Origin of the sequence: Streptomyces araujoniae, from assembly GCF_050871195.1 — a bacterium.
In the GTDB taxonomy this organism is placed as follows: Bacteria; Actinomycetota; Actinomycetes; order Streptomycetales; family Streptomycetaceae; genus Streptomyces; species Streptomyces bacillaris.
Window position 1 is genome coordinate 4,183,602 of record NZ_CP194070.1, and the last position, 26,126, is coordinate 4,209,727.

General features: G+C 69.6%; 13 protein-coding genes and 3 rRNA genes. 8 read left to right on the forward strand and 8 right to left on the reverse strand.

Features of this window, described 5'->3' with window-relative positions; translation table 11 throughout:
• Positions 1-441: 441 nt before the first annotated feature.
• Positions 442-2,553, forward strand: coding sequence for an asparagine synthase-related protein (locus tag ACQ9ZG_RS17810; protein ID WP_106961794.1), 2,112 nt, complete (start codon positions 442-444; stop codon positions 2,551-2,553).
• A gap of 318 nt (positions 2,554-2,871) precedes the next feature.
• Here ACQ9ZG_RS17810 and ACQ9ZG_RS17815 read toward each other — a convergent pair whose 3' ends face one another.
• Positions 2,872-4,986, reverse strand: a complete 2,115-nt coding sequence (locus ACQ9ZG_RS17815; protein WP_499280828.1) for a sigma-70 family RNA polymerase sigma factor — start codon at positions 4,984-4,986, stop codon at positions 2,872-2,874.
• 436 nt (positions 4,987-5,422) lie between these two features.
• A complete protein-coding gene (locus ACQ9ZG_RS17820; protein ID WP_499280830.1) occupies positions 5,423-6,373 on the reverse strand; it encodes a TetR/AcrR family transcriptional regulator in 951 nt (316 codons plus the stop codon).
• Between the two features lie 414 nt (positions 6,374-6,787).
• On the opposite strand from ACQ9ZG_RS17820, the gene ACQ9ZG_RS17825 reads away from it, so the two are divergent.
• Both ACQ9ZG_RS17825 and ACQ9ZG_RS17830 read left to right on the forward strand, forming a co-directional pair.
• On the forward strand, positions 6,788-8,398 hold the full coding sequence (locus tag ACQ9ZG_RS17825; protein WP_499280832.1) for an NAD(P)/FAD-dependent oxidoreductase: 1,611 nt from the start codon (positions 6,788-6,790) through the stop codon (positions 8,396-8,398).
• A gap of 249 nt (positions 8,399-8,647) precedes the next feature.
• Positions 8,648-10,402: an ATP-binding SpoIIE family protein phosphatase gene (locus tag ACQ9ZG_RS17830; protein WP_386695064.1), complete on the forward strand. Its 1,755-nt coding sequence runs from the start codon at positions 8,648-8,650 to the stop codon at positions 10,400-10,402.
• Positions 10,403-10,449: 47 nt separating this feature from the next.
• Here ACQ9ZG_RS17830 and ACQ9ZG_RS17835 read toward each other — a convergent pair whose 3' ends face one another.
• Complete coding sequence (locus ACQ9ZG_RS17835; RefSeq protein WP_499281614.1) at positions 10,450-11,796, reverse strand: MFS transporter; 1,347 nt, start codon at positions 11,794-11,796, stop codon at positions 10,450-10,452.
• 134 nt (positions 11,797-11,930) lie between these two features.
• Between ACQ9ZG_RS17835 and ACQ9ZG_RS17840 the strand changes: the two genes are divergently transcribed.
• From ACQ9ZG_RS17840 to ACQ9ZG_RS17860, 5 genes are all read left to right on the forward strand, one after another.
• Positions 11,931-12,488 (forward strand): MarR family winged helix-turn-helix transcriptional regulator, encoded by a 558-nt coding sequence (locus ACQ9ZG_RS17840; protein WP_018488375.1) that lies wholly within the window; start codon positions 11,931-11,933, stop codon positions 12,486-12,488.
• Positions 12,489-13,209: 721 nt separating this feature from the next.
• Positions 13,210-14,735: ribosomal RNA gene (locus tag ACQ9ZG_RS17845) — 16S ribosomal RNA — on the forward strand.
• Positions 14,736-15,040: 305 nt separating this feature from the next.
• Positions 15,041-18,165: ribosomal RNA gene (locus ACQ9ZG_RS17850) — 23S ribosomal RNA — on the forward strand.
• 78 nt (positions 18,166-18,243) lie between these two features.
• A 5S ribosomal RNA gene (gene rrf / locus ACQ9ZG_RS17855) occupies positions 18,244-18,360 on the forward strand.
• Together the 16S, 23S and 5S rRNA genes form the textbook arrangement of a ribosomal RNA operon.
• Positions 18,361-18,566: 206 nt before the next feature.
• Positions 18,567-19,124: a GNAT family N-acetyltransferase gene (locus ACQ9ZG_RS17860; protein WP_109914288.1), complete on the forward strand. Its 558-nt coding sequence runs from the start codon at positions 18,567-18,569 to the stop codon at positions 19,122-19,124.
• 29 nt (positions 19,125-19,153) lie between these two features.
• On the opposite strand, the gene ACQ9ZG_RS17865 is transcribed toward ACQ9ZG_RS17860, so the two are convergent.
• From ACQ9ZG_RS17865 to ACQ9ZG_RS17885, 5 genes are all read right to left on the reverse strand, one after another.
• Positions 19,154-20,815 carry a type IV secretory system conjugative DNA transfer family protein gene (locus ACQ9ZG_RS17865; protein ID WP_499280834.1) on the reverse strand — a complete coding sequence of 554 codons (1,662 nt, stop codon included), beginning with the start codon at positions 20,813-20,815 and terminating at the stop codon, positions 19,154-19,156.
• Between the two features lies 1 nt (position 20,816).
• A complete protein-coding gene (locus ACQ9ZG_RS17870; RefSeq protein WP_109915467.1) occupies positions 20,817-22,241 on the reverse strand; it encodes an ATP-binding protein in 1,425 nt (474 codons plus the stop codon).
• A 78-nt stretch (positions 22,242-22,319) separates the two neighbouring features.
• A complete protein-coding gene (locus tag ACQ9ZG_RS17875; protein WP_026237962.1) occupies positions 22,320-23,870 on the reverse strand; it encodes an SCO6880 family protein in 1,551 nt (516 codons plus the stop codon).
• The gene (locus ACQ9ZG_RS17880) at positions 23,867-25,231 is read right to left on the reverse strand and encodes a hypothetical protein (RefSeq protein ID WP_109915468.1); all 1,365 of its coding nucleotides are present in this window, start codon (positions 25,229-25,231) and stop codon (positions 23,867-23,869) included. The genes ACQ9ZG_RS17875 and ACQ9ZG_RS17880 overlap by 4 nt, the downstream gene beginning before the upstream one ends.
• Positions 25,221-26,096: a DUF8175 domain-containg protein gene (locus ACQ9ZG_RS17885; RefSeq protein ID WP_109915469.1), complete on the reverse strand. Its 876-nt coding sequence runs from the start codon at positions 26,094-26,096 to the stop codon at positions 25,221-25,223. Before ACQ9ZG_RS17885 ends, ACQ9ZG_RS17880 begins: the two co-directional genes overlap by 11 nt.
• Between the last annotated feature and the right edge of the window lie 30 nt (positions 26,097-26,126).

The following is a 26,126-nucleotide window of genomic DNA, read 5'->3' on the forward strand; positions in this document are numbered from 1 at the left end:
CGGGAGGTGAGGCCCACCTCCCGGACTGTGCGTGGAGGCCCGCCGCGGGGGGCGCGGACGGGTGTGCGCGGGCGGCGGAGCCTCATGAGATTGGCTGAATTACGACTGTCCGGTGACGGTATGGCCAACGGTCCGGCTATGGCCGGATTTCGACCGCTCTCCCCGGCCCGGTGACACTCCCTCCGCTCTCCCGGACGGTACGGTGTCGCGCGTGCCCGCCGGGTGGCCGGCCGCCCCGAACTCCCGGAATCAGCACTTCCGTTGCCGGTGGTGCGGTGAAGGCGGTGCGGCGCACGGTCCCCGGCCTTTGCCAGGGGCGCATGCTCATCCGGCGTGCGCTGTCCGTACCCCCTCTCCTGCGGCCCTGTCGTGGCAGCATGTCCCGCAGCGGCGATGCGACCAGCACAGCGCGCCGCTTGTCCACAGCCTGTGGAGGCGGCGATGCGTTGGTTGGTGGGATGGAGCAGTATCGCCGCGAGCTTCGGCACCGTCGGTGCGGTCGGCAACAGCGGCGAGGGGCGCACGGTCCACCCGGTGGGCTCCCAACTCCTGTGGGGAGACCCCGATCCGCTCTGGGCGGTCGGTGACTGGCGCCCCGACGAGATCCGGATCATCGGCGTCGCCACCCCCGAAGGCGCCCCCACCACCCGCCTCGCCGTCCTCGGCTGCTGCGGGGCCACCGACGAACAGCTGCGCGTCGGGCTGCTCGCCGCGCGCGGCGGGGCGATGCGCCATCTCACCGCCTGGCCCGGCAGTTACACCGCCGTCGTCCAGATCGGCCGCCGCCTCACCGTGGTGGGCGACCTGGCCGGCGCCCGCCCCGTCTTCCACACCCCCTGGGCTGGTGGCACCGCCTTCGCCACCGCCGCCCTCCCGCTGGCCGACCTCATCGAGGCCCAACTCGACATCGGCCACCTCGCCGCCCTGCTCGCCTGCCCGGAGACACCCGAGGCGCTCGGCGACGGCACCCCGTACGCCGGGGTGAAGCGGGTCCCGCCGGGCCACGCGCTGATCCTGCGGGAGGGCTCGCGGGAGATCACCGGGTACGAGGCCGTCGCCTCCCTCGCCGTCGCCGCGCCCCAGGTCGACCCGGTGCACGCCGTGGAGGGCGTACGGGACGCGCTCGTCGAAGCCGTACGCGCCCGGCTCACGGCGCCCCGCCACGCTCCCGAAACCCTGCCGCAGGACCCGGGGCCGGTCCCCGGCATGGGCCCCGCCGACCGGCGCGCGGCCCGGGGAGCCCCGGTCGCGGGCATCGGCGCCGACCTCTCCGGAGGCAGCGCCTCCGCCACCCTCGCCCTGCTCGCCGCCGGACTGCCCGGACTGCCCGGCACCCTCCTCGGCCACGGCACCGGGGCGGGGGAGCGGCTCCTCGCGGTCACCTTCAACGACCTCACCACCCGCGGCGACGAGGACGAACTGGAGCGCGCCCGCGCCATCGCCGCCAACCCGCGCCTGCACCACGTCGTCGTCGCGGCGGGCGAAGAGGCCCTGCCGTACGCCTCGTTGGGCACCGGCCCGCTCACCGACGAGCCCGGCCCCTCGCTCGTCGTCGCCGAGCGCCACCGCCGCCGCCTCGCCGCGGGCAGCGCCGACCATCTGGTGGGGCACGGCGCCCGGCAGGTCCTGGACGCCCACCCGGCCCGCCTCGCGGACCTCCTGATGGACCGGCGCAGACGCCACCTCCTGCGCCCGGTCGCCGCCCTCACCAAGGCCGAAGGCCCCACCGCGCACTCGCTGTTCGTCCCGCTGACGGTCTACCGGGCCGCGCGCCGACTGGCCCGGACGTCCTACCGCACCGGCCTGGAGACCGCCGCCGGACTCCTCCCCGACGCCAACCGGTACGCCCCCGACCTCGCCACCCCCGCCGACGCCTCGCTCGCCGCCCTCGCCTGGTCGCGCCCGGGCCCGGCGGCCCGCTGGCTGACGGGTGAGGCACTGGCGGAAGTATCGGTTCGCCTTCAGGAGGCGGCGATCCGGCCCACCTCCGTCCAGCGCCCCGGTGAGGCCCGCGCCCGCGCCACCCTCGCCCGCGCCGCCGCCGACCACCGCATCCTGGAGCAGGCGGCGGAGATCCGCAGCCAGCGCCTGCACGCCCCGTTCCTGGACAACCAGGTCGTCCGGGCCGCCCGCGCGCTGCCCGAATCGCTCCGCGTCCAGCCGGGCGCCCGGGCCGCGATCCTGCGCCGGGTGCTCGGCGGGGCGGGCATCCACGACCTGCCGCCCGGCTGGGGAGCCCCCTCCCAGGCCACCTCCACCGCCGTCACCCGCACCGGCCTGCGCACCGCGCTGCCCGACCTGATGGCCCTCTTCGACGCCCCGCTCCTGGCCGACGCGGGCCTGGTCGAGGCCCGCGTCGTACGCAAGGCCCTGCGCGCCGCGTCGGAAGGCGAGCCGCTCCCGCTGGACGGCCTGGCGGAGCTGGCCTCCACCGAGCTGTGGCTGCGGCGGCTGCTGGCCCGCCGGGGCACCTGCTGGACGGGCACGGCGGCACCGCGCCAGCGCGCGGTGGCGGGCGGAGTGGTCCCGTCCCGCCGCACGCTCCAACCGTGACGTGAAACAGCCCCACCGGCCCGACCGCACACCCCGGCCCGACCGGACACACCCGTCACACCCGTCACACCGGGCCGACCGGTCACACCCGTTACACCGGGCCGACCGGTCCCAGCGGCCCGACCGGCTCGACCGCCCCCCATCAGCCCCACGAGCAGGCCTACGCAGCCGGGCGCAGGCCCCGCAGCTCCGGGGCAGGCCCCGCAGCCGGGCGCGGATGCTGAAGGCCCGGGCGCAGGCCCTCCGGCCCCCGGCGCAGGCCCCGCCGCCGGGCGCGAGTGCTGAAGGCCCCGGCGCAGGCCCTCCGGGACCGCGGGCTCAGGCGCAGCTGATCCGGGACTCCGCCCAGTCGGCCAGGGCCACCGCGCCCAGCGGCCCCTCGGGCTCCACCACGAGCCGGATCGACGACTGGCCGCCGATCCCGACACCGACGGGAACGGCGGGGTCCCCGCCCTGCATCACGGGGGAGCGCCACAGCCGCGCCCCGTCCCCGTTGTAGACGGAGAAGCGGACCGCGCCGAGCCCCATCGACAGGTCGTCCACGCCGACCATCGCCTCGTAGCGGGTGCAGGGGCGGTTGAGCTGGATGGTGACGGAGGACCGGCCGTGCACGGTCACCCCGTGCGCGTACCGCCTGCCGTCGATCGCCACGTTCGAACGCTGCCAGATCCAGCTGCTCTGTCCTATCACCACCTCCGGCTCGGTGTGGTCGCCGAACAGGGAGTACGGCAGCTCGCTGACCTGGTAGACGGTCGGGGCGGGCGGCGGCGCGGGCGGCGGCTTCGGGCTCGGAGTGGGCTGCGGGGACGGCGGCGGGCTCGGCGCCGGGGGCGTCGGCTCCGGCGGCTCGGGCGAGGGGGTGGGCGTGGGCTCCGCGCGCGGCGGCGGGGTCGGGGCCGGCTCCGCGGGGGCCGGCGGTTCCGGTTCCGCTGGGTCCGGCCGCGGCTCCGGGTCGGATGGCGCGGGCGGTACGGGGTCGGGGTCGGCCGGCGGCTCCGGTGCGGGCGCGGGCGGCTCCGGCGAGGGGTCGGCGGGCGCCATCGCCGGGGGCTTGGCGACCGGTTCGGGCTCCGGCTTCGGCGCGTCGTCACCGACGAGCGCCCACACCAGCCCGGCGGCGGCGGCCACGGCGACGGCGGCAGCGATCCCCGCCTTCGCGGGCGCGCCGAGCCCCTCGGAGGCGGCGGCACCCCCGGCCGACCCCGCGGACGACCCTCCCGCGGCGCTTCCCGCGGTGCTCCCGGCGGCCGCTGATCCGGCGGCCGCACCCGAGGACGCGCCCCCGCCGGTCGCGGCCGCGGCGGCTCCGGCCCCGGCGGCACCCATGGCCCCGCCCGCCACGACACCGGCCGCCTTGAGCGAGTACCCGGCGGCGAACCAGCCGATGACCGCGATCGGCAGCAGTGCCGGGATCCCGGCGTTCACATGCTGCAGCTCGCCCGCGGCCACCCGGCACTTCGCGCACTCGTCGAGATGCTTGCGCAGCCCGCGCTCGGCCCGCATCCGCAGCCCGCCCCGGGCGTAGGCGCCGAGCCGGTCCGCGTACTGCGCGCAGTCGCCCCCGGTGGTGAGCGCCTGGCTCACATGGGCCTGGAGATACGCCTGCTTGAGCCCTTCCCGGGCCCGGCTGGCCAGGACGGCGGTGGCGTTGGCGGTCAGGCCGAACAGCGGGGCGATCTCGCTGGGCGACTCCTCCTCCACCGTGGTGTGCCAGAGCACCGCCTGCCACCGCTCCGGCAGGCTCCGGAAGGCCGCCATGGCCATCGACTGCTCGGCCTCGTGCATCGCCAGCACATCGGCGCCCAGGTCGAGGGTGTCGTCGTCGGACAGCTCCGAGGTGCGTGAGGCCTGCGCGGCGAACACCGCGAAATCGTCGACCAGTTGCTCCCGCTTGGCGCTCTTGGTCCAGGCGGCGGCGACATGGCGGACGGCGGTCATCAGATAGGCCCGCACGGCCTCCTGCGGCCCCTTGCCGCCCCGCACGGCCTGGAGGGTGCGCGCGAACACCTCGGCGGTCAGGTCGTCGGCGGTGTGCCCGTCCCGGCAGCACGTACGGGCGTACCGGCGGACCGCGCCCGAGTGGCGCCGGAACAGCTCCTCGTAGGCGAGGTTGTCGCCGTCCCGCATGCCTTCGATCAACTGGGCGTCGGAGAGCCCGACATCGGGGGCCCCGCCGCGGCCCTCGCGCTGCGACGGCACCGCGTACGCGCCGATGTCCTCACCGCCGCCACCGGAACCCGCGCCGGGGGCCTCGTCCCCGGCGAGGGCCGGCCACGGCCCGGGCAGCACGGTCCCGCCCTCGGATCCACCGTCCGACGGACCGCGTCCCGCCTGGGCCGGCACCTGCCCGGAGGGCATCCCGTCGGCCTTCGTGCCCCTGCCCGCCGCTGCGATCTCGTCGAGCGGCTCTTCCTGCTGCTCGTTACCGCTCATCGCGGAAGCCCCCGTATACACCCTCGGACCCGAATATCGGCCAAGACTGCCACATGGCTCAATCGCGTTGGCCCCTCACTGCCGCCAACCACTCATCCGGGGCGTTTTCTCGAATGCGAGTGCTAAAGGGCCCTCATTCGGGGAATGAATCCTTGCTGCTTCGCTCTCTCCACCCTCGCCGGAGGTTCCGACGGGGCGGGCGCATCCGAACGTGCGGCCGAACGGGTGCCGGACGGTACGACGGTTGATTCCGCACCCTCGCCGCCCGCCAAGACCGCCGCCTTCCGCCCCCCGCCGGTCGCCTGTCGCGACCGCTGTCCTCCGCTCTCCGCCCGCCGCCGTCGCCCGCCGCCGTAGGACGGTGGCAGGCGGCGGCCGCAGGCGACGTCGACAAGCAGGAGCAGAGCGGCCGACCGCGGCCGACGTACGGGCGTCGTCAGACCGAGGGCCGGGACCGCAGCCCCTCCAGCAGGATGTCCAGCAGCCGTGCCGAGGCCGCCGCCTGCTGGGCGGCGTCCGGCAGGGACGGGGCGGCCGTGGCGATGACCAGCAGCACATCCGCCACCGTCACGTCACCGCGCAGCTCACCCGATTCCCTTGCCCGCTCCACCAGCCGGCCCACGACCTCCAGCAGCTCGGCCGCGCCCGAATCCTCACCGAGCCCGTCGAGCCCGTCGTCGGCCGCCGTGCGCTGGCCGACGACCCGGAACTCCGCCTGGGCCACGCCCTGCCGCTGCTGCGGAACACGGGCCTCGTCGCCCGCGTCCCCCACCACCGACGGAGCAGCGCCCGGCGAGACCTCCGCGCCCGGCTCCTCCGCGTCGACCCCGACGCGCAGCACCTGCGGCGGCAGCAGCCTGCCGGCGCCCGACGCCACCGAGGTCCGCAGGAAGCGGGAGAGCGCCGACCAGGGCTCCTCCTCCTGCCCCAGAGCCGTACGCGCCTGCTCGGTCAGCCGGGAGGTCTCCTCCTCGGCTATCCGCCGCACCAGCACGTCCTTGCTGGGGAACCGCCGGTAGACGGTGCCCACCCCGACCCGGGCGCGGCGTGCCACGTCCTCCATCGGAGCGCCGTACCCCAGCTCACCGAAGACCTCACGCGCGGCCCGCAGCACATGCTCCAGATTGCGCTGCGCGTCCACGCGCAGCGGAGCCGAACGCGGAAGGCCCGCGGCCGGGGACGACGCCCCGCCCGCCGAACCGCTCACAGCCGGGCCACCGGGCCCGGAACCGTTTGTCGTCGGCCCGTTCACCGCCGCACCGGGCGCCGGAGCGCCACCGGTGGCGGCCGGGGCCGTCCCTGTCGCGGCGGCTCCGATCGTCGCCGCGCTCACCGCCGCCGCGGAACGCACCGCGTCGGCCGAACTCATGACACCGAGCGCGCCCACGGAACCCAGACGTCCGTGGTCCGTGGACGTGTGCGTGCGCGCGGACTGCCCATGCGAATCCTGAATCTGCATAACTTCCCCCGGTTATGACGTCTCCCCCCGGAGACTTCCCCGCCGTGTCAGCCGGTGAGCGAGCACAACGAAATCCGCACCCGACTCCCGACGGGTTACGAACATAGTTGAGCCCGCGTCAATTCAGAAGGGGGTAGTTCCGTATGGTGCGCCCCCCGACCGGCGCAGAAGCGTGCCGACCGCCTTCCCGCGCCCGCCCGTTCCTCCCTCGCAGCACACCTGACCTGCACGGCTTCCCCGCCGTCCGGCCGACAGGACCGGGCCGACCCGCGGGACCCCGCGGTCACACAATTTGCCGGGCCTGTGGACAAACCTCTGACTCCGTTGCGTCATGGGGTGGTGATGGCTCCAGACTCCCGGGGGACGACCCCCGGCACCCGGCCAGGTGTGCGCATTCTCGTCGTCGGCGGCGGCTACGTCGGGATGTACACGGCACTGCGTCTCCAACGGAAGCTGAAGCAGAGACTCAGGAGCGGGGACGCCGAGATCGTGGTCGTCACGCCCGAGCCGTACATGACGTACCAGCCGTTCCTCCCCGAGGCGGCCGCCGGCTCGATCTCGCCGCGCCATGTCGTCGTACCGCTGCGCCGCGTCCTGGACCAGTGCACGATCGTCATCGGCGAGGCCGAGCGCATCGACCACGCCAAGCGCACCGCGACCGTCACCACCCTGGCCACCGCGGAGGACGGCACCGGCGCCCTGGAGATCGGTTACGACGAGATCGTCCTCGCCCCCGGATCCGTCTCGCGCACCCTGCCGATCCCCGGCCTCGCGGACTTCGGCATCGGTTTCAAGACGGTCGAGGAGGCCATCGGGCTGCGGAACCACGTCATCGAACAGATGGATATCGCGTCCGCCACCCGCGACCCCGCGATCCGTGACGCCGCGCTCACCTTCGTCTTCGTCGGCGGCGGCTACGCGGGTGTGGAGGCCCTGGCCGAACTGGAGGACATGGCCCGCTACACGGCGCGGTACTACCACAACATCAAGCCGACGGACCTGCGGTGGATCCTGGTCGAGGCCTCCGACCGCATCCTCCCCGAGGTCGGTGAGGCCATGGGCCGGTACGCCGTCGGGGAACTGCGCGGCCGCAGCGTCGACGTACGCCTCGAAACCCGCCTGGAGACCTGCGAGGACCGGGTGGCCGTCCTGAGCGACGGCTCCCGCTTCCCCACCCGCACGCTCGTGTGGACCGCCGGCGTGAAACCGTCGCCGCTGCTGGCCGCCACCGACCTGCCCCTCACCGACCGCGGCCGGCTCCGCTGCACCGCCACCCTCGCCGTCGAGGGCATGCCGCACGCCTGGGCCGCGGGCGACGCCGCCGCCGTCCCCGACCTCACCGCCGCCGAGCCGGGCAGGGAGACCGCCCCCAACGCCCAGCACGCCGTCCGCCAGGCCAAGGTCCTCGCCGACAACGTCCTCGCGACGCTCGACGGCCGCCCGCCCACCGAGTACCGCCACTCGTACGCGGGATCCGTCGCCTCCCTGGGCCTCCACAAGGGCGTCGCCCACGTCTACGGTCGCAAGCTCAAGGGCTACCCCGCCTGGCTGATGCACCGCACGTACCACCTCAGCCGGGTGCCCACGTTCAACCGGAAGGCGCGCGTCCTTGCCGAATGGACCCTGGCCGGACTCTTCAAACGGGAGATCGTCTCCCTCGGCTCGCTCGAACACCCCCGGGCCGAGTTCGAACTGGCGGCCGGGGGAGGCCCGGTGGCCCCCCAGCGCCCCGGCACCCTGCCCCGCCCCGCCGCCTCCCCGGACCCCTCCACTCCACCGCACCTCTCCCCTCCGCCGGGCGCCGGAACCCCGCCGGGCGCCGGAACTTCACCGGGCACCGGAATCCGGCCGGGCGACAGCACTCCACCGGGCGACGGCTTCTCACCGCCCCCCGGCTCCGACGAGCGGCCGGAGGACCCGCCGGGCGGACGTCCGCCCCGTACCCCCCGCTGACCAGCGGTCCGACCACGACCGCACCGCCGGCGCGGGCCGTCCGGCAGCCGGCGGGCCACCCGTCGGACGCCACCGGGACGCCGTCCGGACCCCGCCCGGACAGCGATCGGACGGCAACTGTCAGTACGGTCGGTCACACTGGGCGTGTGACCATAGGTGGGCTCACACCTGCACAGAGTGACCCGGCCGGCAGTGACCAACAGTGACCAGCAGCGACGCACCGAACCGACACATGAGGCCAGAAATTCCGTGAACTTCACGCGTTGGAGCGCCCGCCTTCCCGGAACGCAGCGTCGAGCCGCCGCGCGGGACGACCGCAGCCCCGTCCCCGCCGCCCGGGCCGAGTACGCCCAGGCGCAGGCCGCGGCCGCCCGGCCGGACGGCACGCTTCCGGCAACCCCCGACACCGCCTCCGACCCGACCGCCACGGGCCCCGCCCTGGACGACCTCTCGGCCCGCGAGATCCTCGGCCGCCTCCCCGTGGCCGTGGCCCTGCTGCACGGCCCGGACCACCGCGTCGCCTACGTCAACGAGGCGTACGAGACGGCTTTCGGCTCCCGCCCCAGCGGCGCCCCCGCCGCCGAGACCCTGCCCGAACTGGCCGAGCTGAGCGTGCTGCCGCTGCTGGACCAGGTCCTGCGCAGCGGCACCGCCCGTACGGTCAAGTCCCGCCGGACCGCGGGGGGCAGCTCGTACACGGTGACCTGCACCCCGGTGGCTCCCTGGGACAGCACGGAGGCCACCGGCACCGGAACCCCCGAAACGGACCCCAAGGGAGACGGCCGGCCGGACGGCAAGGGAGACGGAAGGGGCGAGGGCGGCGTCCTCGTCTACGCGGCCGATGTCACCGACCACGCCGAGGCCGCCGAGCGCCTGCGCACCAGTGAGCGCCGCCACCGCGAGACGGCCGTCACCCTCCAGCGCTCCCTGCTCCCGCAGGAGCTGGAGCAGCCCGACGACCTGAGGATCGCCGCCACCTACCAGCCCGGCGGCACGGACGCGGCCGTCGGGGGCGACTGGTACGACGTGATCACCCTCGGCGCCGGCCGCACCGCCCTGGTGATCGGTGACGTGATGGGCCGGGGCGTGCGGGCCGCCGCCGTCATGGGCCAGCTGCGCACCGCCGTCCGCGCCTACGCCCGGCTCGACCTCCCGCCGCACGAGGTCATCCAGCTGCTGGACGTCCTCGCCTCCGAGATCGACGCGACCCAGATCGCCACCTGCGTCTACGCCGTCCACGACCCGAACGAGGGACAGCTCGTCTACGCCTCCGCAGGCCACCTCCCCATCCTCGTCCGCGACGAGGACGGCACGGTCGAGCGGGCCGCCGACCCCACGGGACCCCCGCTGGGCACCGGTGGCTGGATCCACACCTCGGGCACCATCGCGCTGCCGCCCGGCTCCACCGCGGTCCTCTACACGGACGGGCTGGTCGAGCGCCGCAGCGAGGACATCGACGAGGGCGTCGCCTCCCTCGCCCGCGCCCTCTCCGGCGCCAAGGGGACGCCCCAGGTGGTCTGCGACCGGCTGATCCGCTCCCTCGGGGTGACCGCCGAGCACGACGACGACGTGGCGGTCCTGGTCGTCCAGCACCCCGCCCGTACGGGGGCCGACGCGGAGCTGTTCCACAACGCCGCGCTCGACCTCCTCGGCGGCATCGAGGCCGCCCCGCGCGCCCGTTCGTTCGCCACCGGGGTCCTGACCTCCTGGCGGTTCCCGGACGAGCTGCGGGACCTCGGCGTCCTCGCCACCAGCGAGCTGGTGGCCAACTCGCTGCAGCACGGCACCCCGCCGATGCGCTTGGGGCTGCGCCGCACGGACCGGCGGCTGATCATCGAGGTGACCGACGGCGACGACCACCTGCCGCGCCGTCGTCAGGCCGAACCGGCGGACGAGGCGGGACGCGGCATCGAGATCATCGCGTCGATCGCCACCTCATGGGGAAGCCGCCGCACTCCGGGCGGCGGCAAGGCGGTCTGGTGCGAGTTCGCCCTGCCCCGCTGAAGGCGGGACAGGGCTCTTCGTGACTCCTCGTCGTCCGGGGGCCGGGCTCAGCGCCCGGCAGCGGCGGACGCGGCGGCCGGCGCGGTGACCGACACGGCCCCGTCTGCCGCCTCCGCACCGGCCGCCCCGCCACCGTCCGGCAGCGACACGGCCACCACCCGCGAGGGCACAGCGGCGAGCGAAGGCTGGTCCTGTACGGGGGTGAGCCGGCGCCCCAGCCGCAGCGCGAGCACCGTGATCCCCAGCGAGAACAGCATGAACGTCACGATGTAGGGGCCGTGCAGCGAGGCCCCCATCGGCCCGCCGACCGCCGGGCCGACCGCCAGCGCGAGCTGCTTGCACAGGGCGAACGCCGAGTTGTACTGCCCGACCATCGACTCCGGTGCCAGGTCCGCGACCAGCGGCGCCACGGTCGGCGAGAGCATCGCCTCGCCCAGCCCGAACAGCGCGTACGTCGAGATGAACGCGGCCGTCGCCATGGCCTGGCTGCCGTGCCCGAGCCCCGCGTACCCCGCAACGATCCAGGCGAAGGCCCAGATGAGACCGACCGCCGCGATGACCCGGCTGCGCCGCCGCCGCTCCACGAGCCGCAGGACGACGAACTGGGCGACGACGATGACCGCGGTGTTGGCGGCCAGCGCGAAGCCGAGCGTCGAGGGCTGGATTCCGGCCGCCTCGGTGCCGTACGCGGCGAGGCCCGACTCGAACTGCCCGTAGCAGGCGAAGAAGAGCACGAACCCGAGCACACACAGCTGGACCATGGCCCGGTGCGAGAGCAGCGCCCGCATCCCGCCCTTGGCGGAGCCGTCACCGGGACGGGCCCCCACCAGAGAAGCCGTACGGGGCATCCGCACGGTCAGCGCCACGGCACCGAGGACCACGAACATCCCGGACTCGATCAGGAACAGCATGGTGAAGCTGGCCGGACGGCTCACGTCCACCAGCTGACCGCCCACCAGCCCACCGAGCCCGAGCCCCAGGTTCTGCAGGAAGAACTGCATGGCGAAGGCGCGCGTACGGGTGGCGGTGCTGGAGCACCAGACGAGCATCGTGGCCAGGGCCGGCTGCATCACTGCGGTGCCCGCACCGAGGACCGCGGCCGACAGCACGGCGGCCGGCACGCTGCTCGCGTACCCCAGGGCCGCCGCGCCCACGGCGGCGAGACCGGCGGCCACAACCAGCACGGGCAGGGGCCCCCGCCGGTCGATGGCCCGCCCGGTGAACGGCAGGACGGCCAGCGCTGCCATGGCGAAGACCGCCAGCACGACTCCCGCCGTACCGGCACCCAGATCCCGCACCTGCGCCACGTAGACGTACAGATACGGAACGGTGAACCCGAGCCCGAACGCGCTCAGCGCGCTGCCCAGCTGGATCCGCCGCAGCGCTGCGCCCATCTCCCTGGTCACACTCACCTACCTCAAAGACTCGAACCAAACTCAGACTCGAAGACTTTAGCACTAAAATTAGAAGGTGAAAACTACAGCCTGAAGGACTTCAAGGGTGGTGGGGGCGTGCCATACTGCCCGCCATGTCCGAGAGCACCGAGGAGCCCGGCCCCGCCGAGCCGAGCCTCGACGAACAGATCGCCGCCTATCAGCGCGAGTTCCGCGACCTCGACCCCCAGGTCGAGCAGGTCGTCTCCGCACTGGGCCGCCTGAACCGCCGGATGAACGTCGCGTACGGGAGGCAGCTCGCCGCCCTCGGCATCAGCAACGCCGAGTGGGAGGTGCTCAAGACCCTCGTCCTGTCGGGCGCCCCCTACCGCCTCGGCCCCGGCGAACTGGCGAAGCGCCTCGGCCTCACCCCGGCCGCCATGACCCACCGCATCGACCGGATGGCCGGCGAGGGCCTGGTCACCCGGGACCGCGACGAGAACAACCGGGTCCGCGTCATCGTCGAGCTGACGGACGAGGGCCGCGCGAAGTGGCTCGAGGCGATGCGCATGGCGACCGACTTCGAGGAGGACCTCCTCCAGGACCTCTCCGGCGAGGACCGCGGACTCCTGGGCGAACTCCTGGTCCGCCTCCTGCGCCGGGTGGAACACGCCCAGCCGGACGCCGGCGGCCGCCTCACCGACCTGGACTGAGGCCCCGGAGCCGCAGGCCGGAGTTCATGCCCGCAGGCGACTCGGGGCAGGGTTGACACAGCCCCACTCGATCCGTAAGGTTCTTCGGGTTGCCACGGAGCCGCAACGGTTCTGTGACGACACATCCCGCTGCGCACGCGGCAACCAAACTTCCGCACGATCTCCCACTCGGGATGATTTCGGCATGCCGGAATTCATTTCGAAGGCCCGATTATGAGCCGCCGGAGGAATCCGCTAGAGTTTGAGCGTCGGAACGGCCCAACAGCCGGGACGACAAGCCCCGCTGACTGGGAGTCAGGCCCGAAAGGATCTGATAGAGTCGGATTCGCCGGAAAGGGAAAAGCGCGAAAGCGAAGAGCCCTGGAAAGCGAGGAGCGGGACCCGCTTCGACCGGGATCGGACACTGGAAAGCGTCTGATAGAGTCGGAAACGCAAGACAGCAGGACAAAGAAGTGAATGAAGGGAAGCGCCCGGAGGGGCCCGGTGATACGGGACCGAAGGAAGCGTCCGTTCCTTGAGAACTCAACAGCGTGCCAAAAGTCAACGCCAGATATGTTGATACCCCGGCCTGTTTCGGCAGGTTGGTGGTTCCTTTGAAAAGTCCTACGGCCACTGTGTGGTGGTGGTAGGCGATACACAGCGAGGACGCTGTGAACGACGGGTCTTATTCCGACCTTGTTGTTCCGCTCTCGTGATGTGTGCACCCGATTACGGGTAAACATTCACGGAGAGTTTGATCCTGGCTCAGGACGAACGCTGGCGGCGTGCTTAACACATGCAAGTCGAACGATGAAGCCTTTCGGGGTGGATTAGTGGCGAACGGGTGAGTAACACGTGGGCAATCTGCCCTTCACTCTGGGACAAGCCCTGGAAACGGGGTCTAATACCGGATAATACTTCTGCCTGCATGGGTGGGGGTTGAAAGCTCCGGCGGTGAAGGATGAGCCCGCGGCCTATCAGCTTGTTGGTGGGGTAATGGCCTACCAAGGCGACGACGGGTAGCCGGCCTGAGAGGGCGACCGGCCACACTGGGACTGAGACACGGCCCAGACTCCTACGGGAGGCAGCAGTGGGGAATATTGCACAATGGGCGAAAGCCTGATGCAGCGACGCCGCGTGAGGGATGACGGCCTTCGGGTTGTAAACCTCTTTCAGCAGGGAAGAAGCGCAAGTGACGGTACCTGCAGAAGAAGCGCCGGCTAACTACGTGCCAGCAGCCGCGGTAATACGTAGGGCGCAAGCGTTGTCCGGAATTATTGGGCGTAAAGAGCTCGTAGGCGGCTTGTCACGTCGGATGTGAAAGCCCGGGGCTTAACCCCGGGTCTGCATTCGATACGGGCTAGCTAGAGTGTGGTAGGGGAGATCGGAATTCCTGGTGTAGCGGTGAAATGCGCAGATATCAGGAGGAACACCGGTGGCGAAGGCGGATCTCTGGGCCATTACTGACGCTGAGGAGCGAAAGCGTGGGGAGCGAACAGGATTAGATACCCTGGTAGTCCACGCCGTAAACGTTGGGAACTAGGTGTTGGCGACATTCCACGTCGTCGGTGCCGCAGCTAACGCATTAAGTTCCCCGCCTGGGGAGTACGGCCGCAAGGCTAAAACTCAAAGGAATTGACGGGGGCCCGCACAAGCAGCGGAGCATGTGGCTTAATTCGACGCAACGCGAAGAACCTTACCAAGGCTTGACATATACCGGAAAGCATCAGAGATGGTGCCCCCCTTGTGGTCGGTATACAGGTGGTGCATGGCTGTCGTCAGCTCGTGTCGTGAGATGTTGGGTTAAGTCCCGCAACGAGCGCAACCCTTGTTCTGTGTTGCCAGCATGCCTTTCGGGGTGATGGGGACTCACAGGAGACTGCCGGGGTCAACTCGGAGGAAGGTGGGGACGACGTCAAGTCATCATGCCCCTTATGTCTTGGGCTGCACACGTGCTACAATGGCCGGTACAATGAGCTGCGATGCCGTGAGGCGGAGCGAATCTCAAAAAGCCGGTCTCAGTTCGGATTGGGGTCTGCAACTCGACCCCATGAAGTCGGAGTTGCTAGTAATCGCAGATCAGCATTGCTGCGGTGAATACGTTCCCGGGCCTTGTACACACCGCCCGTCACGTCACGAAAGTCGGTAACACCCGAAGCCGGTGGCCCAACCCCTTGTGGGAGGGAGCTGTCGAAGGTGGGACTGGCGATTGGGACGAAGTCGTAACAAGGTAGCCGTACCGGAAGGTGCGGCTGGATCACCTCCTTTCTAAGGAGCACTTCTTACCAGGCTTTGCCTGGTCAGGGGCCAGTACACCGGCGAGTGTCCGGTGCTGGTTGCTCATGGGTGGAACGTTGACTATTCGGCACGATGGTCTGGTCACAGCTAGTACTGCTCTTCGGGGCGTGGAACGTGGTGAGCGGGGCGTCGTGTCGGGCACGTTGTTGGGTGTCTGAGGGTGCGGCCGTTTGGTCTGCCTTCTGATCCGGTCCCAGTGAACTTGCCCCTGTTGGGGTGGGGTGGTGGGTGGCTGGTCGTTGTTTGAGAACTGCACAGTGGACGCGAGCATCTGTGGCCAAGTTTTTAAGGGCGCACGGTGGATGCCTTGGCACCAGGAACCGATGAAGGACGTGGGAGGCCACGATAGTCCCCGGGGAGCTGTCAACCAAGCTTTGATCCGGGGGTTTCCGAATGGGGAAACCCGGCAGTCGTCATGGGCTGTCACCCGCTGCTGAACACATAGGCAGTGTGGAGGGAACGAGGGGAAGTGAAACATCTCAGTACCCTCAGGAAGAGAAAACAACCGTGATTCCGGGAGTAGTGGCGAGCGAAACTGGATGAGGCCAAACCGTTTACGTGTGATACCCGGCAGGGGTTGCGTATGCGGGGTTGTGGGAGTTCTCTTTCACAGTCTGCCGGCTGTGAGGCGAGTCAGAAACCGTTGGTGTAGGCGAAGGACATGCGAAAGGTCCGGCGTAGAGGGTAAGACCCCCGTAGCTGAAACATCAACGGCTCGTTTGAGAATCACCCAAGTAGCACGGGGCCCGAGAAATCCCGTGTGAATCTGGCGGGACCACCCGCTAAGCCTAAATATTCCCTGGTGACCGATAGCGGATAGTACCGTGAGGGAATGGTGAAAAGTACCGCGGGAGCGGAGTGAAATAGTACCTGAAACCGTGTGCCTACAAGCCGTGGGAGCGTCGCTGGCAGCACTTGTGCTGTCAGTCGTGACTGCGTGCCTTTTGAAGAATGAGCCTGCGAGTTAGCGGTGTGTAGCGAGGTTAACCCGTGTGGGGAAGCCGTAGCGAAAGCGAGTCCGAACAGGGCGTTTGAGTTGCACGCTCTAGACCCGAAGCGGAGTGATCTAGCCATGGGCAGGTTGAAGCGGAGGTAAGACTTCGTGGAGGACCGAACCCACCAGGGTTGAAAACCTGGGGGATGACCTGTGGTTAGGGGTGAAAGGCCAATCAAACTCCGTGATAGCTGGTTCTCCCCGAAATGCATTTAGGTGCAGCGTCGTGTGTTTCTTGCCGGAGGTAGAGCACTGGATAGGCGATGGGCCCTACCGGGTTACTGACCTTAGCCAAACTCCGAATGCCGGTAAGTGAGAGCGCGGCAGTGAGACTGTGGGGGATAAGCTCCATGGTCGAGAGGGAAACAGCCCAGAGCATCGACTAAGGCCCCTAAGCGTACGCTAAGTGGGAAAGGATGTGGAGTCGCAGAGACAACCAGGAGGTTGGCTTAGAAGCAGCCACCCTTGAAAGAGTGCGTAATAGCTCACTGGTCAAGTGATTCCGCGCCGACAATGTAGCGGGGCTCAAGCGTACCGCCGAAGTCGTGTCATTCCAGCATGTACCCCCAACGGGGGCTGGGATGGGTAGGGGAGCGTCGTGTGCCGGGTGAAGCCGCGCCGGAAGGCAGTGGTGGACGGTTCACGAGTGAGAATGCAGGCATGAGTAGCGATACACACGTGAGAAACGTGTGCGCCGATTGACTAAGGGTTCCTGGGTCAAGCTGATCTGCCCAGGGTAAGTCGGGACCTAAGGCGAGGCCGACAGGCGTAGTCGATGGACAACCGGTTGATATTCCGGTACCCGCTTTGAAACGCCCAGTACTGAATCAGGCGATGCTAAGTCCGTGAAGCCGGCCCGATCTCTTCGGAGTTGAGGGTAGTGGTGGAGCCGATGAACCAGACTTGTAGTAGGTAAGCGATGGGGTGACGCAGGAAGGTAGTCCAGCCCGGGCGGTGGTTGTCCCGGGGTAAGGGTGTAGGACGTTGTGTAGGCAAATCCGCGCAACATGTGTCTGAGACCTGATGCCGAGCCGATTGTGGTGAAGTGGATGATCCTATGCTGTCGAGAAAAGCCTCTAGCGAGTTTCATGGCGGCCCGTACCCTAAACCGACTCAGGTGGTCAGGTAGAGAATACCGAGGCGTTCGGGTGAACTATGGTTAAGGAACTCGGCAAAATGCCCCCGTAACTTCGGGAGAAGGGGGGCCACGCCTGGTGATCGGACTTGCTCCGTGAGCTGGGGGTGGCCGCAGAGACCAGCGAGAAGCGACTGTTTACTAAAAACACAGGTCCGTGCGAAGCCGTAAGGCGATGTATACGGACTGACGCCTGCCCGGTGCTGGAACGTTAAGGGGACCGGTTAGCTGCTCTTCGGGGTGGCGAAGCTGAGAACTTAAGCGCCAGTAAACGGCGGTGGTAACTATAACCATCCTAAGGTAGCGAAATTCCTTGTCGGGTAAGTTCCGACCTGCACGAATGGCGTAACGACTTCTCGACTGTCTCAACCATAGGCCCGGTGAAATTGCACTACGAGTAAAGATGCTCGTTTCGCGCAGCAGGACGGAAAGACCCCGGGACCTTTACTATAGTTTGATATTGGTGTTCGGTTCGGCTTGTGTAGGATAGGTGGGAGACTGTGAAGCGGCCACGCCAGTGGTTGTGGAGTCGTCGTTGAAATACCACTCTGGTCGTGCTGGATGTCTAACCTGGGTCCGTGATCCGGATCAGGGACAGTGTCTGATGGGTAGTTTAACTGGGGCGGTTGCCTCCTAAAGAGTAACGGAGGCGCCCAAAGGTTCCCTCAGCCTGGTTGGTAATCAGGTGTTGAGTGTAAGTGCACAAGGGAGCTTGACTGTGAGACCGACGGGTCGAGCAGGGACGAAAGTCGGGACTAGTGATCCGGCAGTGGCTTGTGGAAGCGCTGTCGCTCAACGGATAAAAGGTACCCCGGGGATAACAGGCTGATCTTCCCCAAGAGTCCATATCGACGGGATGGTTTGGCACCTCGATGTCGGCTCGTCGCATCCTGGGGCTGGAGTCGGTCCCAAGGGTTGGGCTGTTCGCCCATTAAAGCGGTACGCGAGCTGGGTTTAGAACGTCGTGAGACAGTTCGGTCCCTATCCGCTGTGCGCGTAGGAATATTGAGAAGGGCTGTCCCTAGTACGAGAGGACCGGGACGGACGAACCTCTGGTGTGCCAGTTGTTCTGCCAAGGGCATGGCTGGTTGGCTACGTTCGGAAAGGATAACCGCTGAAAGCATCTAAGCGGGAAGCCTGCTTCGAGATGAGTATTCCCACCTCCTTTGAGGGGTTAAGGCTCCCAGTAGACGACTGGGTTGATAGGCCAGATGTGGAAGCCCTGTGAGGGGTGGAGCTGACTGGTACTAATAGGCCGAGGGCTTGTCCTCAGTTGCTCGCGTCCACTGTGTTAGTTCTGAAATAATGAACGGCCGTGTTTATGTCCGGTCTTCATAGTTTCATAGTGTTTCGGTGGTCATTGCGTTAGGGAAACGCCCGGTTACATTCCGAACCCGGAAGCTAAGCCTTTCAGCGCCGATGGTACTGCAGGGGGGACCCTGTGGGAGAGTAGGACGCCGCCGAACAATTTTTGTGGGAAAGCCCCGCACCCTTGTGGTGCGGGGCTTTTCTGCGTTTCAGGGGAAGAGATGCCCTGACCGATCACCTGTCCGCTGGCTCGGGTCCCGATGAGCGTCGATGGCCGACCGGAGGCGTGGAGCGGGCCCGAGCGCGGTATGTGAGGCTCACATACTCGGTTGAGGCGAGTCCGAGGCGGGGCGAGGATCGGGCCATGAGATATGTGATGCGTTCCGTGCGGGCCGATGAGTGGCCGCTCGTCAGGCAGCTGCGGCTGGAGGCCCTTCAGGATCCGGTGGCCCCCGTGGCGTTCCTGGATTCGTACGAGGCGGCGGTCGCGCGGCCGGATGCCTTCTGGCAGGACCGTGCGGCGGCGGCTGCCGAGGGCGGGGACGTCCGGCAGTTCGTCGCGGAGTCGCCCGAGGGGGAGTGGGTGGGCACGGTCACCGTGCTCGTCGAGCGCCCGGAGGACGATGTGCGCTTCGGGGAGGCGCCCGAGATGGTCCAGGGGCATCTGGTGGGCGTCTTCGTCCAGCCCCGGGTGCGGGGGAGCGGGGTGGCCGACGCGTTGTTCCGGGCGGCTGTGGACTGGTGCTGGTCGCTGTCCGCGCCCCGGCTGGAGCGGGTGCGGCTGTATGTGCACGAGGACAACCCGCGGGCGGCGGCGTTCTACCGGCGCTTCGGGTTCGTACCCTCCGGGCAGCGGACGGCGGTCCCGGGCGACGCGGGCGCCTGGGAGCTGGAGTATGTGATGGAGCGTGAGCAGGGGTAGGGTTTCTCTCCTGCCGGCCGCAAGGCCGCTCAGAGGGGGTGGCCCGAGCCGGGGGCGAAGGTAGGGGCGTGCAGGTGTTGCTGCCAGCGGGCCCGGCCTTGTTCGCGGGAGCGGAGGAGCGCGATGGTGGGCAGGCCCACGTCCTCCCCCTTCGCGAGCAGTTCGGGGAGCTGGGGGAGCGGGGCCACGGCGGCGACGTCGTCCAGGACCAGCGTCATTGGTGGGTCGAGCCGACCGTCGGATGACCGTGCGGCCATGCGGCGGCCGTGCTCGACCACGTGCGAGGCCAGCGCGGTGAGGAGGGGCATCGCGCCGGGGCGGGTGCGGGGATCCTCGATGGGTTCACCGACCACATAGAGCGTTCCCCCCTCGCGGGCAAAAGATGCGAGCGCGGCCGAATCCGATCGGTTTGCCGTGCAGGCTTCCCGGATGTGGACCGAGGAGAGGGCCGAGAAGGCCCGTACATTCAACTCCTGTGCGACCTCCCGCCGTTCCGGATAGGCCGTGAGCGCGGATTCCAGCAGGCCGGCCAGGCCGGAGGCGGCCTTGGGGTGCGTACGGAGAAGGCGTACCGGTTCGTGGGCGGAGGAGCCCGAGGCCCAGCGGGCGACCTGGCGGAACGGGCGGCCGTCCACCGCCGCGGCGTGCAGCCAGCACTGCAGCAGCGTCTGGGCGGTGTCGGCCACCGCCGCGTCGATCCTGGCCTGCGGGCGGACCGGGGCGAGGAGGGCTGCGGCCCGTACGGCGGCGGTGTCGGGGTGCTCGCAGTCGGCGGTGGGCGGCCAGTGGAGGCGCGCCGGGGTGTCGCAGAGGTGGCCGGGGTCGTAGACGAGCACCGGGCCGAGCTTGGCGCGGGCGTCCTTCGTCTCGGCCCAGACCGTGGGGTCCGAGGTGACGACGAGAGCGGGGCCCTCGGCTTCCCGGACGGCCTGGACGACGGTGGGGCGCCGGTCGGGGGCGGGGGCGTAGACGAGGAGAGGCGTGCGGGGGGAGGGGAGCAGGAGGGCGGCAGGTGGGGGTGGCTGGGGTGGAGCCTCGGGGGTTGTCCGGCGTGTGTCCTGCTCTGCCGGGTGCGATCGTGGTTGTGGTCGGGGTGGCGATTCAGGGGACTTGGTGAGCGGGGGCGGTGGGGTGAGCGGGCCTGGGGCCGGAGCCTCGTGCGCGTTGTGGGGCGTGTCGTTGGGCTGGTGGGACGCGTGGGGACTCTCGGGTACGTGAGAGTGCTCGGGCTGATGAGGTGTCCCGTACGAGCCGTACAGACGTTCCTCGCGGCGCCGTTCCCGTACCAGCCGCCAGCGGGCCACGGACCCCAGCACGAACACCGTCAGCACGACCAGCACCATCAGCTCGCCGATGAAGAGGCCCCAGAACAGGCCGAAGCCGGAGAGCTGGGACGGGGGTGTGTGGGGCCAGGCGGCCGGGAGGTCCTGTGGGGCCGTGGCCAGTTCGCGCAGAGCCAGGGGGGTTCGGGTGAAAGTGACGTTGTCCGGCCAGGAGCCGTGGGTGAAGAGGCCGGACAGGCCGGTGGCCGTCCAGGCGAGCAGGGTCGCCGCGAAGAGGAAGCCGATCAGTCCGAGCAGCAGACCGTCAGGGATGCCCCCGCCGGATTCCTCCTGGCGAGGGCTGTGCCGACGGGCCTGGTGGTGGCCCCGTTCCGGGGGCGGACCCTGTACTGCTGGTCTGCGTGCCATGTCAGGCCACCGTGGACCGGGACGATTCGTTCAGCTGCTGGTTCTCGAGCCGGGCAGCCCGCTGCTCCGTCTCCAGCTCCGCGGCCCGGAGGTCGTCGGGGAGCAGGTCGTCCGGGTCGGCGGCCGAGCCTTCGGTCATGGCACGGTCGGTGAAGACAAGGGGGCGTTCGGCTTCGGTGATGAGGTGTTTGACGACCTGTACGTTGCCGTTGACGTCCCAGACCGCGATGCCGGGGGTGAGCGTCGGGATGATCTCGACGGCCCAGCGGGGCAGGCCGATGACCCGGCCGGTGGCTCTGGCCTCGTCCGTCTTCTGGGCGTAGATCGTGCGGGTGGAGGCCATCTTGAGGATGGCCGCCGCCTCCTTCGCCGCCGCTCCGTCCACGACGTCGCTGAGGTGGTGGACGACGGCGACGAACGAGAGGCCGAGCCGGCGTCCGAACTTCAGCAGGCGCTGGAAGAGCTGGGCGACGAAGGGCGAGTTGATGATGTGCCACGCCTCCTCGACCAGGAAGATGCGCTTCTTGCGGTCGGGCCGGATCCAGGTGTGCTCCAGCCAGACGCCGACGATCGCCATGAGGATCGGCATCGCGATCGAGTTGCGGTCGATGTGCGAGAGGTCGAAGACGATGAGGGGTGCGTCCAGGTCGATGCCGACGGTGGTGGGGCCGTCGAACATGCCGCGCAGGTCACCGTCGACGAGCCGGTCGAGGACGAGGGCGACGTCCAGGCCCCAGGCCCGTACGTCGTCTATGTCGACGTTCATCGCCTCGGCCGACTCGGGCTTGGGGTGGCGCAGTTGCTCCACGATGTCCATCAGGACCGGTTGGCGTTCGGTGATGGTCGCGGTGACGTAGGCGTGGGCGACCTTCAGTGCGAAGCCGGACCGCTCGTCGAGCCCGTGGCCCATCGCGACTTCGATGATCGTGCGGAGCAGGGCGAGCTGGCCGGTGGTGGTGATGGAGGGGTCGAGGGGGTTGAGGCGGATGCCGCCGTTGAGGGCTGCGGTCGGGTCCAGGCGGATGGGGGTTATCCCCAGCTCCTGGGCGATCAGGTTCCATTCGCCGACGCCGTCCTCGCCCTGGGCGTCCAGGACGACGACCTGGCGGTCGCGGAAGCGGAGCTGGCGCAGGACGTAGGTCTTCTCCAGCGCCGACTTGCCGTTGCCGGACTCGCCGAGGACGAGCCAGTGGGGGGCGGGCAGCTGCTGCCCGTACAGCTGGAAGGGGTCGTAGATGTAGCCCTTGCCGCTGTAGACCTCGCGTCCGATGATCACGCCGGAGTCGCCGAGGCCGGGGGCGGCGGTGGGGAGGTAGACGGCCTGGGCCTGGCCCGTCGAGGTACGGACGGGGAGCCGGGTCGTCTCCACCTTGCCGAAGAGGAAGGAGGTGAAGGCATCCGACAATGCGGACAGGGGGTCTCGCATGGCGTCGACGCCCTCTCTTGTTGGGGTTCTTCCTGCGGGTGGGTGGCGGGGGTGACGGGACGGGCCGTGGTGCCCGGGTCAGCGGCGGATGCCGGTGGCGAACGGGAGGGTGTTCACGAAGGCGCGGTGGTGCTCGCGGTCGCACCACTCCAGCTTGAGATACGACTTGCCGGCCGAGGCGCGGATCGTCCGCTTGTCGCGGGCGAGGGCCTCGGGGGAACGGGACGACACCGTGATGTACCCCACCAGGTTGACCCCGGCCGCACCGCTGGCGAGATCTTCACCCCGCTGGTCGAGTCGGCCGTGGGCGGCGATGTCGCGGGGGTCGACGGTGCGGTTCATCTTGGCCTGGCGGCTGGCCTCGGCGTCGTCGTTGGTCTTCTCGGTGAGCATGCGCTCGATGGCGACCTCGGTGGGTTCGAGGTCCATGCAGACGGCGACGGTACGGATGACGTCGGGGGTGTGGACGAGGAGCGGGGCGAGGAAGTTGACGCCGACGGGGGTCATCGGCCACTCCTTCACCCAGGCCGTGGCGTGGCACCACGGGGCGCGGGTGGTGGACTCGCGGGTCTTGGCCTGGAGGAACGTGGGCTCGACCGCGTCCAGTTCGGCGGGCCAGGCGTTGCGCTTGGTCATCGCCTGGATGTGGTCGATGGGGTGGTCGGGGTCGTACATGGAGTGCACGAGGGAGGCCAGGCGGCTCTGGCCGAGCGGCTGGCGGACCCGGATGTCGGCCTCGGCGAGGCGGGCGCAGATGTCGGTCAGCTCGCGGGCCATGACGATGGCCAGTCCGGCGTCGCGGTCGAGTCGGCGGCCGCTGTGGGGGCGGGCGGCGCGGGCGATGGCGTTGGCCTCGGCGGCGAGTTCGCGGCTGTAGTGCATGCAGGCCACGAGGTAGGCGCGGTGCTGCTCGCTGGAGGTGGAGACCATGGACTGGAGCTGGTCGTAGGAGTCCTGGAGCCAGCCGGGGGCGTGCTTGTCGCCGCGCTGGGCGACGTCCTTGGCGTGGGCGTCGGGGTCGGCGGGGAGGGTGCGGGCCAGCATCTGGAGGCGGGTGACGAAGCCGTCGCCGTTGGCCACGTGCTTGAGGAGGGTGCCGAATCGGTCGACCAGGGCTTCCTGGTCCTCGCTGTCGCGGAGGCCGACGCCGGGCCCCTCGATCTCGATGGCGGCGGTGACGGTGCGTCGGTCGGCGTGGAGGAGTACGGCGATCTCGTCGGGGCCGAAGGGGGCGGCGAGCCAGCTGATGCGGCCGATGCCGGGGGGCGGGCCGATCTCGACCTCGCGGCCGTCGGCGCGGACGCCCGCCTCCATGGCGCCGGAGCGGTAGGCGGTGCCGCGGCGCAGGGAGCGCTTGAAGCTGCGGTTGATCTCGAACCACTTGTAGAAGGTGCGGCCCTTGTACGGGACGTACACGACGGCGAGGGCGAGCATCGGGAAGCCGACGAGGCAGACGATGCGGAGGGAGAGGACGGGGACGAGGAGTCCGCTCATCATGCCGAGGAAGGCCCCGGCGATGATCAGGGCGATCTCGCCGGACTCGCGGTTCTTGCCGACGATCGCGTTCGGCCGGGCGCGGCCGATGAGATACGTACGGCGGGGCGTCATCGTGTGGGACTGAGTCGTCAACGCCCTCCACCTCCTGTGCTCGAGTTACCTGTGCTGCCGGAGCCGCCTCCCCGGAAGGGGCGGCTGCTGTGGGGGGTCCCGGATGTGGGTGCGGACCCGCTGCGGGGCGAGGGTGCGGCGGAGGGGACAGATCCGCCGCCGACCCCGCCCCCGCTTCTTCCGGAGGTACGGGAGCTGTGTGCGGCGACGCCGCCGCTGACCGGGTTGCCGGGGCGGGCACCGCCTCCGCTGCCTCCGCCGCCCTGCTCGGTGCGGCCGCTGTGGGTCTTGATGCCCTGGGAGACGAGGGCGGCGGGGGAGCTGATGAGGGCGGCGGCCTGGGCGCCGTCGGTGGCCTGCTTGCGGTTGGTGCGTGCGCCCTGGATCTCGTCGCCGAAGCCGGGGACGAAGCGGTAGATCATGGCGGAGGCGAAGATGGCGAGCAGGATGATGGCGAGACCGGAGACGACGGCGGAGAAGGCGTCGGGGCCGTCGCCGGCGGAGAGCGCTCCGGCGAGTCCGAGGACGATGACGATGACCGGCTTGACCATGATCACCGCGATCATGATGCCGGCCCAGCGGCGGACGTGGCCCCACATGTTCTTGTCGACGAGACCGGCGTAGACGACGATGCCGAGCAGGGCGCCGACGTAGAGCAGGGCGGCGCGGATGACCAGCTCCAGCCAGAGGATGCCGGCGGCGACGATCGAGACGAGCGAGACGACGATCAGCATGATCGGTCCGCCGCCGATGTCGGTGCCCTTCTTGAGGGCCTCGGCGAACGAGCCGAAGAACACGTCGGTCTGGCCTCCGGTGGAGGAGGCGATGACGTCGGTGACCCCGTCGGTGGCGGAGACGATCGTGTAGAGGATCAGGGGGGTGAAGGCCGAGGCGAGGACGGTGAGCCAGAGGAAGCCGACGGCCTCGGAGATCGCGGTGGTGAGGGGGACGCCGCGGATGGCCCGCTTGGCCACGGCGAGGAGCCAGAGGACGAGGGTGAGGATGGTGGAGGCCGCGAAGATGACGGCGTACTGCTGGAGGAACTTGGGGTTCGTGAAGTCCACGTTGGCGGTGGACTCGACGGCCTCGCTCAGCTTCCCGACGATCCAGGCGGCGGCGTCGGCACAGCCTTGGGCGAGGGAGGTGAGGGGGTCGGCGGGGTTGTCGATGTCGGTGGGGGTGCGGGTGCCTGCGCCTTCGCCGTTCTCGCAGTAGTCGCGGGCGGGGCCGCGAATCAGTTCGCAGGGATCCTCGGAGGGCTCGGGGGAGGGCGTCGGCGTCGGAGCTGCTGCTGCGCGACCTGCCAGCATCACGGCTGCCAGCTGGAGGCCGACGAAAACTGCCGCCAATGATCGGAATCGGTGGGACTGGCTACCGGGCATAGGTGAACCCTCCGAACCCTTGAACGGCTTCGGCCATTTCCTCGGCAGAGGAGGCCGCTTGGTCCCGACCGACGGGCACGGGGCCGTCCTTCTGCGTGAAGTCGGTGACCCTCCAGTCCCCGTCGACCCACTTCAGCTGGTAGGTGGTGGTGTACCAGCTTTCGGAGACCGGGTTCTTCGAGCCCTCCCCGGCCAGACCGAACAGGGCGGAATACCAGACGGCGACCGTGGCGGTGTCACCGGCATACTTCTCGATCTTGGTTCCGACCGGGTTGGCCCGGGAGATGAAGGTCAGTCCCTCCGGTGCCTTGCCATCGGGATCGAGGCCGATGCTGGTGAGAAACGACTCCTGGGAGTAGACCTTGTCGAGGTCGTCCATGCGTGCAGCGGCCACGTCCGGTGCGTAGACGGCCTCGGAGATCTGACGACGGCGCTCCTTGTCGAACATTCCGTCTGATACAAGCGCCACCGAGTAGTTCGCCGCCGCGCTCTGGGCTCCCTGTTCGTCCTGGGCGAAGCCGGAGGCGATGGTGTTGTTCTTGCCCTGGACCGGCTTGGTGCCGGTGGGGGCGGTGGGGGCCGAGCCTGCGGAGCCGGGGCTCTTGGTGCCGGGGGAGGCGTTGTCGTCGTTGCTCGTGCCGCCCCGGTTGGCGAAGGCGATCGCGGCGATGAGGAGGACCACTACGCCGGTGATCGTGATGAGGGAGCGCGAGTTGCGGACGGGGCGGCGGGCGTGGGGGTGGCCCGCGTCGCCGTCCGGGAGGCGGGTGCGGGTCTGGCGGGTGCCGCCGAGGGTGCTGTACGGATCGTCCGCGCGCCCGCCCTGGTCCGTACTGCGATAGTCGTGCTCGTCGCCGGGACTCATGCCGCGTTCGCTCCCTCGGTCGTGTGCGGT

Bases quoted from the DNA above. Each gene is read 5' to 3' on its own strand.
- ACQ9ZG_RS17825 (WP_499280832.1), top strand. From the start codon at position 6,788: ATGGCTCCAGACTCCCGGGGGACGACCCCCGGCACCCGGCCAGGTGTG.
- ACQ9ZG_RS17860 (WP_109914288.1), top strand. From the start codon at position 18,567: ATGAGATATGTGATGCGTTCCGTGCGGGCCGATGAGTGGCCGCTCGTC.
- ACQ9ZG_RS17840 (WP_018488375.1), top strand. From the start codon at position 11,931: ATGTCCGAGAGCACCGAGGAGCCCGGCCCCGCCGAGCCGAGCCTCGAC.
- ACQ9ZG_RS17880 (WP_109915468.1), bottom strand. From the start codon at position 25,231: ATGCCCGGTAGCCAGTCCCACCGATTCCGATCATTGGCGGCAGTTTTC.
- ACQ9ZG_RS17865 (WP_499280834.1), bottom strand. From the start codon at position 20,815: ATGGCACGCAGACCAGCAGTACAGGGTCCGCCCCCGGAACGGGGCCAC.
- ACQ9ZG_RS17870 (WP_109915467.1), bottom strand. From the start codon at position 22,241: ATGCGAGACCCCCTGTCCGCATTGTCGGATGCCTTCACCTCCTTCCTC.
- ACQ9ZG_RS17815 (WP_499280828.1), bottom strand. From the start codon at position 4,986: ATGAGCGGTAACGAGCAGCAGGAAGAGCCGCTCGACGAGATCGCAGCG.
- ACQ9ZG_RS17810 (WP_106961794.1), top strand. From the start codon at position 442: ATGCGTTGGTTGGTGGGATGGAGCAGTATCGCCGCGAGCTTCGGCACC.
- ACQ9ZG_RS17885 (WP_109915469.1), bottom strand. From the start codon at position 26,096: ATGAGTCCCGGCGACGAGCACGACTATCGCAGTACGGACCAGGGCGGG.
- ACQ9ZG_RS17835 (WP_499281614.1), bottom strand. From the start codon at position 11,796: ATGGGCGCAGCGCTGCGGCGGATCCAGCTGGGCAGCGCGCTGAGCGCG.